Genomic DNA, 14,203 nt, shown 5'->3' on the forward strand with positions numbered 1-14,203 from the left:
TCATCTCGACAAATCCTTCACGATCGAACCTCCGGGTAGTACAGTCCAAACTAGCCCACACCCTGGACTCAAGTCCAGAATTAGACACAAATCTAGCCCTCGAGGCATTTGACGTCCTGCCCCACACGATCTAACCGTGAGTCTGCTCGTCCACCCGTGCCAGCACATCCAATCCCCGCCCCAGGAGTACATAGCGATTAAGTCAGTCGCAGACTGATCGGACTCGGCTCGCTCGGGTCACCGATCGCACGTCGCATTCACGAGTCCGGGTACGACCTTCCGGTCTGCGACCGGGACGCGGACGCCTTCGCGGACTTCACATCCCGGGGTATTCGCACAACCCAAACTGCAGCCGATTGCGCCGACCTGGTCCTACCGCTGGTCGCCACACCCGAGCAAGCGCGGTCAGTCTTGCCAGGAAAAGGCGGCCTCGCCGAGGGGGGCTCAGGAGACCATCGCCCCTGGTTGCCATGATGAGTACCGTATCCAGCGAGGTTGTTCGGGAACTCGCCGCATCGGCATCTCAGGCCATCGTTCATGCCCTCGACGTGACCGTGAGTGGTGGTGCGACGCTAGCGCTCACAAGGGCTCTGACCGTTCTTGGGCGCCGGCGATCACGACGACATCGCGGACGCAAGCCCCGCCCTCGCCGACCTCGACGCGATATACGAATGCGGAGAGATTGGAACCGAGCAAGCCCTGAAACTGATCAACAACATCATCTGCGCCGCGAATTTCGCTATCACCGGCGAGACATTGCGGCTCGCCCTTGAATGCAGACTGGACGTCGACAGCGTCACTGCCGTGCCGGATGTGAGCACCAGGAGGAACTTCATGTCAGACGGCCCTGGGACTGCACAGTCTCACCTCCGACAGTGGACTCCAAACAGGAAGGCGTTCGATTCGTACCTCTCGATCCTCCGCAAGGACTTTGGCCTGGCGGCCGCGATGGCCACGAGCACGAACAGTGGGCCGTACGTCGGACTAGCCGGCCTATCCGCATTGATGAGCTCCCTGGGAAGCGAGACCTACGAACACTGGCGAATCGCAGCCGGAGCGCCCTCACCCGAGGAGAGTCTCGAATAGAGCACTGACAGTGGCAGAGAGCAACACCCCAGCGAAAGCGACTCACCGTTCGACTGGCAGTGCCGCCGGAACAGCGCCGATCACAGCCGGCGCCGGCGGCTTCCACCAATTGGCATAGCCCAGCATTGACGGACCACACAACCCAACTTAGACTGGGATCTAGATTTAGACACTGATCTATTACCCAAGCTGGATTTACAGCTGGAGAGGCGGCCATGTTCGACTCCGCATTTGCAGAGCGCCTGGTGGGCGGGCCTTTGGATTTCGAGCCCGAGTCCTTGCAGCGTCGCTACGATATGGAGCGCGAACGACGAGTGCGGCCCGAAGGATCGGCGCAATACGTCGGCGCCACAGACGCTTTCGCGAATTACAGTAACGATCCCTGGCTTGAATCGCCGCTGCAGCGGGATCCGCTCGTCGAGCACACCGATGTCATCATCGTGGGTGGCGGTTTCGGCGGCTTGGTCACCGCCGCACGACTTCATGAAGCCGGATTCCGCGACATCCGCTTTATCGAGAGTGCCGGCGACTTCGGCGGCACGTGGTACTGGAATCGCTATCCGGGCGCCATGTGCGACATCGAGGCACATATCTACATGCCGCTGCTGGAGGAGATGGGATACGCGCCCAAGCATCGTTACGCCTACGCGGACGAACTCTTCGAGCACAGCCAGGCGATCGGCCGGCGGTACGGTCTCTATGAGAAGGCGTGCTTCCAGACGCGAGTCGAGTCCACCCGATGGCGAGCCGACATCGAGGGTTGGGAGGTGACCACCGACCGCGGCGATCGCCTGACATGCAACTACCTGATCATTGCCGCCGGACGGCAAAGCCTGCCGAAGCTGCCGCGAATCCACGGTATCGGCGACTTCCGCGGTCACATCTTCCATTCGAGCAGGTGGGACTCCACCTACACCGGCGGAGCCAACGATGGGCAGCTCACCGGTCTCGCCGACAAGCGGGTCGCAGTAATCGGGACCGGTGCGACGGCAATTCAGATCGTTCCTGCCGTCGCTCAATGGGCCGGCGAACTCCTCGTCTTCCAACGAACCCCCTCGACGGTGGGCCCCAGGGATAACTGCCCCACGCCGCCGGACTGGGTTACCGCACCGGAACCGGGATGGCAACGGCGACGGCGCGAGAACTTCCAGAGCTTCATTCTCGGGCGAATCCCGCCAGTCGACGAAATCCAGGATGGCTGGACAGATTTCAACAAGCGAATCCTGCCACCGCGCGACGAGTTGGAACGTGAGTTGGGAAGGCCACTGACCGAAGCCGAGGCCGACACTGCCGCTCGTGTCATGGACTTCAAACTGATGAACCATCTCCGCGATCGAATCGACGAGACGGTCAAGGATCCGGCAACCGCCGAATCACTCAAGCCATGGTACCGGTGGCTGTGCAAGCGGCCGGGTTGGCACGACGACTACCTCCCAGCGTTCAACCGGCCAAACGTCCGCCTGATCGATACCCACGGGCTAGGGGTACAGGCCTTCACCGAGCGTGGACTTGTGACTGGCGGCGACGAGTACGAGGTCGACGCGGTGATCTTCGCAACCGGATTCGAGGCTGACATCAGCTATACGAAACTCCTCGGATTCGACCCGATCGGCAGCGCAGGGGTCTCCCTGAGCCGCCACTGGGAGGAGAAGGGCACACGGACCTGGTTTGGGATGATGACCGACGAGTTCCCGAACCTCTTCTTCGTCGGCGCCAACCAGCAAACCGCCGCTGCGTTCAATGCCACGCACCTGATCGACGAGCATGCCGGGCACCTCGCCCACATCCTGCGAGCCGTCCGGGATCAGGGCGGTCACCTCGTTGAGCCGACGAGTGAAGCCATCGACGAATACGTCGACTTCCTGGCTAATTCACAGACCAACCAGAACTTGGTGAAGTTCTTTGCCGAGTGCACTCCCGGATACTTCAACAACGAAGGACGTGCCACTCGAAACGAGGATCTGTTCGCTGGTGGACGGTGTGCCGACCCGCTCTTCTACTACCGCATGCTCGAGTCCTGGCGGACGGACGGGAAGCTGACAGGATTGAATGTCGCTGCGCGACACGAACCCGCGACTGCACCCTGAGGTGCTGTAAAGCTGACCGCTGAAGTCGTTGTATAGCGAGAAGGGCCGGTGTGACCTGAAGTCGAAGTCGCACGGGCCCTTCTCGGTCGTCTACCCCGCATCACTCCCGACTCGGGTCATGCCTTCGTGGCGGACGAAACAGATGATTGCTCCCACTGCTACGCGGAAACAGGGAACCTGATTGTGCCGAGGCCACCGCCCTCCTTATCGGTAGCTCTTGCCCACATCGAGGACTCTTCCACCCTCCGAATCGCAGAGAACTAACCGCTAGACGGTATGGGGGGTGGCTGGGGCCTCGCTCACATGTGAACGTGGGTTACCGACAGGAATGTGGTCCTGGCCGGTAGGGCCACAAGATGTGGGAGGCCCCAGTGATGAGTCAGCGTACGAGCGCGGTTGTCCCTGGCGGGACGCCCATTCAGCAATGAAAATGATCTGCGGCGACGGTGGGACCGGGCCACCCCGTCGGCGCGGGCACGCGGACAGCAAGGCAACCGCCGCCTGTACGATCGGTGGCAGAGCTTCGATCAGCGACGAAAGCGACCGGTGGTCGCCAACACCGCCATCGCCCGTGAGCTCGCCGGCTGGTGCTGGTCGCTGGCGATACTCGACGGCTGACCGCCGCCGTCCACAAGTGTCCGGATGACCCACCAGGGTGGTGACGGCCAGCGCCTGGGAGTGACCCGCGAACGCTCTATGAGCAATCCCTAACTCCACATTGGGATCACGCTCGATCTCTAGACCCGCGAACCACTCCAGCCGAACAGTCCGTCTTGCGGTAACCAACCCGCGCATATCAGACTGACAAACGCGTCGATGCCGACACGCTCGCCACCACCCAGGGGCCTTTTCGGTCAAAAGGAAGCGGCGTCCACGACGACGGTCGTGGACGCCACTTCACTCTGCCCTCTTGACAAAACTGATTCCATATCAGAGCGTATCTGCTATTTGCGGACGCGGTGACGTAGCGAGGAGTACGCCACCGAGAACGGTGGTGGCGTACTTGTCGTAGCGCGTGGCGATGCCACGCCACTGCTTGAGACGCCCGAAACCACGCTCGACGGTGTTGCGTTCGCGGTAGCGGTCCCGGTCGAACGCCGACGGCCGACCCCCGGCCAATCCTTTCGCCTTGCGACGTCGGATCTGGACACGGAGTTCGGGGATGGTATGCGCGATTCAGCATTCCCGCAGGTGCTTTCGGGCGCCCGGGTGCGAGTACGCCTTGTCAGCCAGCAGGCGGAACGCTTTGGTGTCGTGAGCGCGATGCGCGTCGAACAACGGCACCAGGTGGGGGTGTCGCCCGCCTGGTGCCGGCGAGAGCTTGGATCGTGGCGCTCAGCCCGCCCGGGAATCAACCGATGGTCATTCCACGGACGTCCCCTCCAACCAGCCAATGCAGGGAGGACGGGCTCGATCACAGGCCACAGGTCATCGGAGATCTCATCGGCGCGAAACACTCACCCAGCATCACGAATCAATCACCGAACATTAGGGCCCGCATGGTCGACATCCACTTGTGCCGCTCCGCCTATTCGTTGTTGAAGTCCAGTGACCGCGTGGTGATCGTCAATATTCGGTCGATCGCCGGCACGGTCGGCATGTCCGATCGTTCCAGCTGCAGCGCGGCGACGGCGGAAGCAAACACGCTCTACCCGGACCGGTCGATGGACTGGAGGCCAGAGATTCCAAACAGAACTAGGTCCACCATCGCCAGTAGCTCAGCCGCCAGGTCGAACGGCTCCGGATCGTCCCCGATCCATTGCGACAGCACCGCAAAGTAGGAGGTAGCTGCCAAAACTCCTGCTTGATGAGCATCTACATGTTGGGGCGCCTCGCCAGCATCCTGAGCGTCCTTTACGAAAGAGGCCAACTCGGCGGCTAACGCCGGATTAGCCAAGAGGTTTAGGTTATGCAAGCACGCATTCATCAAAGCTACTGTTTCCGAACGAGTTTGCTCGCTTATCCGGCTCATTTCCATCATGTAGCGCTTAAGCGTCTCGTCCAGCGAGTTCTTTCTGAGCGCTTCCGGGCGAGCAGCAGCGGCGGCGCGCTGACGGCGACGAACAGTCCATTCATCCAAGAAAGCGGTCTTGCGCGCAAAGTAGTTAAACACCGTCGCTCGGGCAACATCAGCGCGATCCGCAATCTGTTCCATCGTAGTGTTGTCGTACCCCTGCTCAATGAACAGCTCAACGGCAGCAGCATAGACCTGGTCGTATCTCTTGTTCCGGTGGCGTGTCCGGCGGTCCGGAGCCTCAGGCTGATCGCTGGCCGCAAGCGTGGCACGGCTGGTCGACGAAGTCATGTGCTGTCCTTGCCCCCCGGTCTAGATCTGAGTCAACAATTGTATTACAGTCTAAATTTTGCACCATACCCCGTCAAGCGACACCAGAACTGCCGACTCAGTGCGATCGCCTACAATCAACAGTTTTCGCACAGGTGAGACGACCGTTCGCGGTCCCGGTGCGCGCCTGCGGACACCCGGAGGAAGACGAAGAAGCCGCGATGTCGCTGATCGAGACCTCGCACGATCAATGACACCGCGGCCTCCTCGTCACCTCGACGGAGCAGGAGTCACAATCGCCACTTGTGGCCCACTCCTCGGGGTACCGCGGCACGCGCATCCTCAGCGGGGTCGCCGCGTTTCGCGGCCCCCGCCTCTCATTCGACTGCGGGGGATGCTCCGACGTCGTTCAGGTCCTTCTGCCGCGTCTCCCCTAGAGCGAAGGTGCAGACAAGACTGAACACGAGGATCGCGGCCAAGAACACACCGTAGTAGTTCACGCCGAACGAGGCCGTTATCGCAGCACCGATCATCGGAGGGATCGCGCCACCGATGATGGTGGCAATGTTGTAGCTGAAGCCGGCCGCCGAGTATCGGTAACGCGTGTGGAACAGCTCTGTCAGATAGGCACTTTGAGCGCCGTACGGAATCCCACCGAGCACCATCGTGCCGATGATTGCGATCAGAAAGGCTGCAATTGATCCGGTGCCGAGGAAGGGGAACACCAGCAGTACCCAGACGACGGCAAGGGCAGTCGAGGTCAGAATGACGCGCCGGCGGCCAAGTCTGTCGGCGTACACGCCACCGAGCAGGGTGCCGAACGCAACCGACGCTCCACCCGCGATACCCACGAACAGGATGGTCGTCCGGGTCAGCTCGAGGGTTGTCAGACCGTAGTTGGGCAGGTAGGCGAGCGCAAGATAGTTGAGCACGGGAACCACAGAGGCCATCCCGATGGCGAGGAAGATCTCACGAGGTTGGGACGTTAGCGCATCAATGAACGGATGCCGTACCGGGCCGCTGCGGGAAACCTGGTTCTTGAATACCGGGGTCTCTTCGATCTTCAGCCGAATGAATAGACCGACGCAGATGAGCAGACCGCTGGCCAAGAAGGGAATGCGCCAGCCCCAATCCATGAACGTTTCCTCGCTCATCGCCAGTCCGGTCACCAGAAAGGTCGAGTTGGCGAGTATGACCGAGAAGCCGGCACCCAGCGAAGGAGTCATCGCCCAGAAGCCGCGTTTCTCCTGCGGCGCGTGCTCGGCGGCAAAGAGTACGGCACCGGCCCACTCACCGCCCGCACCCAATCCCTGGAGAATTCGCATCAGCATCAGGAGAATCGGAGCCAGGATACCGATCTTCTCCGTTGTCGGGATCAAGCCCACACATACGGTCGCCACACCCATCAGCATCAGCGTGGAAACAAGGGTCTTCTTACGACCGAGTCGGTCTCCGAAGTGGCCGAAAAGGATCGAACCGAACGGTCGGGCGATGAACGCCACACCCAAGGTCGCGAAGGCGGCAATCGTCCCTGCCGCTGTACCGAGTGCCGGGAAGAACACCTTGGAGAACACCAGCGCCGCTGCCACGCCGTAAATATTGAAATCGTAGAACTCGATAAGCGTTCCGGTGAAGCTTGCGAATCCGACGCGACGCATTCGCCGTCGCGAAGACCTTGTCTCGCCATCTCCAGCTTCCACCGCGTCATTTAACGCTTGTTCGGTCATGTTTGTCTCCCTGCCGTGATGGCATGCGCTGAACGTTTGGATTTAGAGCGGGTTGTCGCCAACCGCTTCGATTCGATACACCGGCTCTTCACCTATGGCCGGACTACCTGTGGTTCCCGGAACCGCTGATCCTCCGCGGCTGCGATGCATCCGTCACAGTGGGTCACACCGGGCTACCCAGCTTCTCCACCGGAGTCTTGTAAGACTCGGGTGCGGTCGCAGCTGCAATCGAGGCAAGAAGGCAGCACACAAGGACCATGACGGCCACGGGGACCCAGTTGGTGCTGCCCTTGCCGATCAGTGCCCAACCGATCGCAGGAGCGAAGCCTGCTAGCGCAAATCCGACCTGCGTACCAACCGCCAGACCGGTGAACCGAACCTTTACGTTGAACATTTCACCGAAGAACGCCGGATAGACGGCGTTCGCTGCGACAGTCAACAGCCCCATAACCACAATTCCGGTGAGGAAGATCAAACCGACATTTCCCGCCGTGATCGCAGCCAGGTAGGGGAAAATTGCCACACCGCTGCCGAGCGTCCCACCGATGAAGACGGGCTTCCTGCCGATGCGATCGCTCAGTGTGGACATCAACGGATAGGCGACGAGAGCCACAGAGAACGAGGCAACGGACACCCAGAGCATGGTGGTGCGGGAGATCCCCACCTCAGGGCTGGTAGCAAAGGCCAGGCCGAACACTGGAGGAATCTGAAACAGGACGGCAAACAGCGACGCAACAAAGACCCTGCTCACAGCGGCACGGTGAGTACGGAACATGGTGCCGACCGGTGACTTGACGATCTCGTCGTGCTCTTTTGTCTCCTCGAAGATCTCGGGCTCGTCGAGGTGTCGTCGCACGAGGAAGGCCGCGACAACGAGCAGGAAGCTCGCCCAGAAAGGTGCTCGCCAACCCCACGACATGAGAACGTCGTCAGGCATCGCAGCAACGATGCCGAACACGGCGGTCGCGACAAGGAAGCCACCGGCGGTGCCTGCCGGCATGAAGCCACTGAAGAACGCTCGGCGCCCCTGCGGCGCATGCTCGAGGGTGAGTGCCCCGGCTCCGGCCTGCTCGCCCGCGACAGAAATGCCTTGCATGGTGCGAAGGACTATGAGGAGCACCGGAGCCCACACCCCGACCATTTCGTAACTCGGCAAGCAGCCGATGAGGAACGTTGAGGTACCCATCAATCCCAGGGTTAGCATCAGCATCTGCTTGCGGCCCAGTCGGTCGCCATAGTGCCCGAGGACCGCCGCTGCCACGGGACGGACGATGGATCCGATGGCAAAGGTGGACAGCGACAGCATCATGCCGATGTACGGATCGGCGGCCGGGAAGAATACTTTCGGAAAGACAAGCGCGGCCGCCGAGGCATAGATGTAGAACTCGTAGTACTCCAGAGTTGTCCCGAGGAGGGCTGCAGCGGCGGCTCGCTTCACCTTCTTTAGGTCCTGGGGCGACTGCGTCCTGGCTGTCAGGTGCGAGTCGCGATCCCTTGGCAGCGTTGTCATCTGACGATCCTCCGAGTGCGATTGTGAGCGAAGCCGACCTCGGTCAGGCGATGTCCCTGCCCCGACCGACGTGCTGCCGGGGCGCTGGGTTACCAAGAAGTCCGTACCGAGGATCAAACTTGGACTCAAAGCTAAGTGCGGACTCCAGTCTGATTGAGACGCGGCTCATAGTCAAGATGCTGAGTGGGATGGACTACAAGCACTGGGGAGGTCTCTGAGCAGGGCAGTACCGTTATGAGCGCGCAATGAAAGCGGACTGAATTTGGCGGTCCCCGCCACTCCCGATGATTGCCTGGTCACCTCGACGTCAGCCCACGCCTTCTCCAGAAGGCCACGCAGCCGACCGCAACGCCGATTAGGCAGCCGACAGCACTCACGACCAGAGCGGACCGCGGGCCGAGATGCTGACCGATGAATCCGAAGACAGGCGCACCAAGTGGCACAGCTCCGAGCAGCGCCATCGTATACAGCGAGGTGATCCTGCCACGCACGATTGGATCCGTACGCAGCTGAATGGTGGCATTTGCCGCGGTCGCGAACGTGTAGACAGTCAGTCCCGTGAAGGGGACGGTTAGCGCGTACGCCAGGAAGGATGGAGTTAACGCTGCGACGAGCTGGATGCACGCGTAGAGCACTGCCGCCCCGACCAACAGAGACAACGAGGGGTTCGGCCGCCGCGCGGTCAAAAGCGGACCCACCAGCGATCCGATCGCCATCAGCACCCCCAGGATTCCGAACTCCTCAGCGGCCTTGCCGAATTCCTGAGAGGCCATGAGTGCGCTCAAGATCGTGAAATTCATCCCGAACATGCCGATGAAGAACGAGACGATGACCACCAACTGGAGGTCGGAACGGGTGCGCAGGTAGCGGAACGCCTCGACTACCGCGCCGCGACGCTGCCGTGTCTGGTCGGGTGCCGGATTCAGCAAAGCCATGTCGAGACTGAACAGCGCGGTTATCGACGCACCATAGCTGACAGCGTTGACGAGGATGACCCATCCGGTTGCGGACGCGCCCGAGCCGAGGGCGGCGATAACAATACCGGCCACCCCTGGGCCGATAAGTCGGCTGGCGTGAAATGACGCCGAGTTCAACGAAACGGCGTTGCCCAGCTGCTCGTGGCCAACGATTTCGGAGACGAAGGATAGCCGCGCCGGCGTCTCGAGGGCGCGGCCGATTCCAAAGAGCAAATTGAGCAACAGGATCTGCCAGAGCCATACCGCACTGAGGACCGCGAGCAGTCCGAGCGTCGCCGAGAACACCGCCATGACCAGCTGGCTCATTACGATGATCCGTCGCTTCGGGATGCGATCGGCGAGCGCACCTGCCCACAGAGACAACACAAGCGTCGGAGCCATCTGGAGCGCGATGGCGGCCCCGAGGCCGACACCCCCTCCGTCCACTTCCAGCACGAGCCACGCCATTGCTGTGCTCTGCATCCAGGTACCAATATTCGAGATGAATCCACCAACTGCATACAGCCGGAAGTTTCGCACGCTCAGGGATCTGAACATTGTTCTCATGCAGGCGGGTCGACTTTCCGTCGATGATTTTCGTTGGTCGCCACAACGGCAAGGTGCCAGGGGAGGAGAATTTCTGGCCTCACCGCAAGCGTGTCGAAACCGCGTCTATGCAGCGAGGTAAGCCCCCTACAGGGGGTCCCCGCCACACGAACTGGGGGTCGTTCTCCGCCGCGCCTGGAGCGGACTCCCGGCAACTGAACAGCGGGCGTTGCAGGTGTCGGTTCTTGGCCGTCGACGCCAGCGCCCCCGCGTCGTCAGCCTGACGTGTGCTTGAGTACTTCGCCAAGCAAATCGGCCAGCCTGTGTTCGCCCTCGATCGTCTCGCCGCCGAGTTCAAGGAACGCTGCAATACCGGCAGCCCCCTCGGGGGTGCCCGCCATCTGTTGGAGTGAGAAGTTCTCGGCCCTGAGTCCGTCCTCGATAGGCAGGCGGTCGGAGTTGGCGATCAATTGCTTGGTTCTGCGGATCACATCGGGAACACTCATCGCGATCCGGCGAGCCATCGCAGCGACGAACTCGTCGATTTCCGCTGCGGGCAGGGCACGGGTGACATAACCCCAGGAATCCGCCGTTTCGGCATCGAGATCGAGAGCACCGAGGATCAGTTCCATCGCACGGGTTCGACCAACCAGGCGCGGCATGAACTGCGTGGCGCCACCGCCGAGTCCGGTTCCCAGCGGCACGCCGAAGCTGTTGAACACTGCCCCACCAATGGATGCATAACGCAGGTCGCAAGACATGGCGATCGTGGCGCCACCACCGGTCGCACGGCCTTCGACTTGTGCTATAGATACCTTGTTCATTGACCGAAGACGCTGACAGATCCGCTGCACAGGGTTCATCGGAGCCTCATCGACCGATTGGGGCACCGCCGATGTTTTCAGGACACCGAGGTCTTCGAACTTGGCATGGCAGATGAAGAATCCAGGCGTGCTGCTCTTCAGGACGACGACGAGGGCTTGGGGATCCTGCTCCAGTTCCGATGTGAATCGATCGATCTCACTCAACAGTTCGCTGGAGATGAGGTTCATGGGTCCGTTCGCCACTGTCGCCGTGACGATTCGACCGTCGACCTCGACGCCGATCAGGTCGTACCCATATGAGGACAACTGCGAACTCCTTTTCGAAATGGCGTCATTGGCGCCGACGACCCGATCGAACGTCTCGAGTCACGCTTGCGATTTCGGATACTGCGGTGCGGATGCGAACTGACCCTCATCACCAACCTGACAGGCGGTGAAGGGCTCCGGGTCACAACCGGCTCAACGGAAGTGCTGTTGGTCGATCACGCGGTGGTCGTGGCTGGGGATGACATCGGCGCCGAGCACTTCGATCTTCCGGAAGCTTTGCATGTAGTCACCGAGGTTCGTGAAGGACGAGGGGATGTGCTGAGCATGCTCGTCACCGGTCCAATTCTCGTAGCAACTGACGCAGTCACCGGCAATGAGGTATGTCCGATCGGAGGCCTGAACAACCACTCCTTGGGAACCCGGCGTATGACCCGGTAGGTGCACGACTTTGATTCCGGGGGAGATCTCGGTGTCGCCCGCGACAGCGCTGACATTGCCCAACACTTTCATCCAGTCAGGTTGCATACCTGGCCGGCGTTCGTACACCTTCCGGTTGGGTTCGAAGGGATTCACCGCATACTGGAGCTCGGCGTTCTGCACCAACACTGTGGCATTCGGGAAGAGATCGTTGTTTGCGCAGTGATCCCAGTGGAGATGCGTGTTGACGACGGTCCCGACCTCTGAGGGGTCGATCCCGGCAGCCTCGAGCGCCGCGAGCGGATGCTGCGAATCCGGCCGGCTGAGTTCGATGCCGTGCCGCTCGCGCGCAGCGTCTTCGCCGCAGGTCCCGGTGTCGACGATCACCGTGTGATCGCCGCCGGTGACGGCGAACATCGTGATCGGGACGTCGACTCGCTCGAAGTAGCCACGCTGATATGTGAGGGCTGCCTTGGACAGCCCCATTAACGTCCCGATGTGCAGCGCTTGAATCTTCAGACCCACTATTGGTCCCTTCGTGATCTCGAAGAAGCTGTGGAAGAGGTCATTTCACCTGTGCTACATCTTGTCCGGATCTCCCAGTAGCCCTTGCGGCACGTCGACGGTCTTGCTCGCGAGATACTCTCCGACGCCTTTGGCCTGGGCGTCGATTCGCAGGCAGGATGAAACGCCGTCCTCGAGCCAGCCGTATACGAGGAAGTTCAGCCCCAGCAGATTCGGGAACTCGTGACGCTCGACGCGGAGCCCGTGGGCTTCGGGAACGAGCTCGGCGAATCTCTCGACCGTCAGGTACGATCTGAGCCACGCGTATGCCCCGGCAGATCGGCCCCAGACCCCCACGTTGGCCTTTCCGCCCTTGTCTCCTGATCGGGTGGCGGCGACAGAGCCGAGAGTCACGCGCCTGGCCGGGCCGTCGGGTATGTCCGTATCAGGCGCAGCCGGTTCCGGTCGCGGGGTCTCGTTGATGTCGCTGAAGTCCGGCCACTCGACTTCGCGGTCCTCGACACCAGCGATTCTGACGATCGGATGTAGGACGGACTTGTCGATCAGGCAAGGCCACTGCACGCCGTAGAGCCGTTCCTTCTGGGGCGGAGTGGTCATGTAGAAACCGGGGATACTCGCCAGGCAGAGCTGGACTATTTTGTCGGAGAAGGCTTGTCGACTAACCTTTTTCACGTCGCGGTCACGCACGTTGAACGTTACAAGCGCGGTTGCCTCGTCGTAGGTGCCATCCACTTCCCGGGCAGGGCCGATGACTGTCATCCTGAATCCGTCGAAGTAGTCGGGCCCGCCCACGCGACCTTCGACCTGGCGACGCAGCCAGGCAGCCTTCTCTGCGACGTGTCCGCCGGTCAGACCGATCGTCATCGAGTTTCGGAAGCCGCCTTCGTAGGTCAGCGCGAGCTTCGTAGTCGATGTCGGGCGCGACCCCTTGACACTCCCGATCTCCACACGATGTCCGCCGAGGTCTGTGAGAGTAAGCGACGTGAGGTGGGTGACGACGTCCGGATTCTGATACTCGGCACCACCGATCTCGTAGAAGAGTTGCGCCTTGATCGTGTCCACTGTGACCACACCACCCGAATCACCGACCTTGGTGATCACGCTGCTTCCGTCGGGGCGAATTTCCGCGATCGGCAGACCCGGATAGCCGAGGTCTTCGTACTGATGGAAGTGTGAGTAGTTGCCGCCGGAGGCCTGTCCGCCACACTCGATTACGTGGCCCGCAACAACGGCCCCGGCGAGCTGATCCCAGGCAGTTGCTTCCCAACCGAAGTGCCACGCCGCCGGCCCCACCACCAATGAGGCATCCGTCATTCGTGGGCACACGACGATGTCGGCGCCAGCGTGGAGCGCTTCGACGATCGGCCACGCCCCGAGGTAGGCGTTGGCGGTCATGATTTCGTGCTGGCCGAGATCGAGGACCTCACCGGTGTCGATATTCGCCAGCTCCGCGGTCTTGCCGAGGTTGCCGGCGAGTTCCTCGGTCAGGTCGTCGCCGACTATTGCGGCAACTGTCAGGTCGAGGCCGAGACTTTCGATGACCGCACGGATCTCGTTCGCGCATCCCTCAGGGTCGAGACCGCCGGCATTTGCCACGACCTTCACCCCGGACGCAGCAATGCGGGGGAGGTTGTCTCGAAGTTGTGTGACGAACGTGCGGGCATATCCGGGGGCGCCGCGCATTTCGTTCTTGCGGAGGATGAGCATCGTGAGCTCGGCGAGATAGTCGCCGATCAGGACGTCGACGCCGTCCTGGAGCAGGATGCTCATGTTGTCCGGACTGTCTCCGTAGAAGCCGGAAAATGCACCGACGCGTAGCACGCCGTCACGGTCAGATGGGGTTTCGGTCACGGTCTCAGTTCCTCAGCGTTCGATGTTGTCAGAGTTCGATCTTGTTGTTGTCCTGGCCGAGCTTCGGTGCCGGCGACTTGATCTGACCGGGCGTCCGGGACAACCGCGGGACCGGAGCCGGCA

At 61.4% G+C, this 14,203-nt stretch carries 10 protein-coding genes and 3 pseudogenes; 5 read left to right on the plus strand and 8 right to left on the minus strand.

Annotation, left to right across the window (positions count from 1 at the left end):
• Positions 1 to 216 precede the first annotated feature (216 nt).
• The 5 genes and pseudogenes from ACFU5V_RS42510 to ACFU5V_RS42530 all read left to right on the plus strand — a co-directional run.
• Positions 217 to 474 carry an NAD(P)-binding domain-containing protein gene (locus ACFU5V_RS42510; RefSeq protein ID WP_378707380.1) on the plus strand — a complete coding sequence of 86 codons (258 nt, stop codon included), beginning with the start codon at positions 217 to 219 and terminating at the stop codon, positions 472 to 474.
• Positions 474 to 542 (plus strand): annotated as a pseudogene (locus ACFU5V_RS42515) (hypothetical protein); the annotation flags it as partial. The gene ACFU5V_RS42510 and the pseudogene ACFU5V_RS42515, both read left to right, overlap by 1 nt.
• A gap of 58 nt (positions 543 to 600) precedes the next feature.
• Positions 601 to 1,086: an NAD-binding protein gene (locus ACFU5V_RS42520; RefSeq protein ID WP_378707362.1), complete on the plus strand. Its 486-nt coding sequence runs from the start codon at positions 601 to 603 to the stop codon at positions 1,084 to 1,086.
• Between the two features lie 215 nt (positions 1,087 to 1,301).
• The gene (locus ACFU5V_RS42525; RefSeq protein ID WP_378707364.1) at positions 1,302 to 3,173 is read left to right on the plus strand and encodes a flavin-containing monooxygenase; all 1,872 of its coding nucleotides are present in this window, start codon (positions 1,302 to 1,304) and stop codon (positions 3,171 to 3,173) included.
• Between the two features lie 435 nt (positions 3,174 to 3,608).
• A pseudogene (locus tag ACFU5V_RS42530) lies at positions 3,609 to 3,791 on the plus strand (IS110 family transposase); the annotation flags it as partial.
• A 312-nt stretch (positions 3,792 to 4,103) separates the two neighbouring features.
• Here ACFU5V_RS42530 and ACFU5V_RS42535 read toward each other — a convergent pair.
• The 8 genes and pseudogenes from ACFU5V_RS42535 to ACFU5V_RS42570 all read right to left on the minus strand — a co-directional run.
• Positions 4,104 to 4,502 (minus strand): annotated as a pseudogene (locus ACFU5V_RS42535) (transposase); the annotation flags it as partial.
• Between the two features lie 319 nt (positions 4,503 to 4,821).
• Positions 4,822 to 5,478 (minus strand): TetR/AcrR family transcriptional regulator, encoded by a 657-nt coding sequence (locus ACFU5V_RS42540; protein ID WP_378707366.1) that lies wholly within the window; start codon positions 5,476 to 5,478, stop codon positions 4,822 to 4,824.
• 356 nt (positions 5,479 to 5,834) lie between these two features.
• Positions 5,835 to 7,184: an MFS transporter gene (locus ACFU5V_RS42545; RefSeq protein WP_378707368.1), complete on the minus strand. Its 1,350-nt coding sequence runs from the start codon at positions 7,182 to 7,184 to the stop codon at positions 5,835 to 5,837.
• 163 nt (positions 7,185 to 7,347) lie between these two features.
• The gene (locus ACFU5V_RS42550) at positions 7,348 to 8,694 is read right to left on the minus strand and encodes an MFS transporter (RefSeq protein ID WP_378707370.1); all 1,347 of its coding nucleotides are present in this window, start codon (positions 8,692 to 8,694) and stop codon (positions 7,348 to 7,350) included.
• 296 nt (positions 8,695 to 8,990) lie between these two features.
• A complete protein-coding gene (locus ACFU5V_RS42555) occupies positions 8,991 to 10,217 on the minus strand; it encodes an MFS transporter (RefSeq protein WP_378707372.1) in 1,227 nt (408 codons plus the stop codon).
• Between the two features lie 254 nt (positions 10,218 to 10,471).
• Entirely contained in the window at positions 10,472 to 11,326 is an 855-nt protein-coding gene (locus tag ACFU5V_RS42560; RefSeq protein WP_378707374.1) for an enoyl-CoA hydratase/isomerase family protein, read from the minus strand.
• Positions 11,327 to 11,479: 153 nt separating this feature from the next.
• On the minus strand, positions 11,480 to 12,229 hold the full coding sequence (locus tag ACFU5V_RS42565) for an N-acyl homoserine lactonase family protein (protein WP_378707376.1): 750 nt from the start codon (positions 12,227 to 12,229) through the stop codon (positions 11,480 to 11,482).
• Positions 12,230 to 12,283: 54 nt separating this feature from the next.
• A complete protein-coding gene (locus tag ACFU5V_RS42570) occupies positions 12,284 to 14,080 on the minus strand; it encodes an acyclic terpene utilization AtuA family protein (protein WP_378707378.1) in 1,797 nt (598 codons plus the stop codon).
• Positions 14,081 to 14,203 lie beyond the last annotated feature (123 nt).

The sequence above is a fragment of the Rhodococcus sp. NPDC057529 genome (assembly GCF_042802055.1).
In the GTDB taxonomy this organism is placed as follows: domain Bacteria; phylum Actinomycetota; class Actinomycetes; order Mycobacteriales; family Mycobacteriaceae; genus Rhodococcus_F.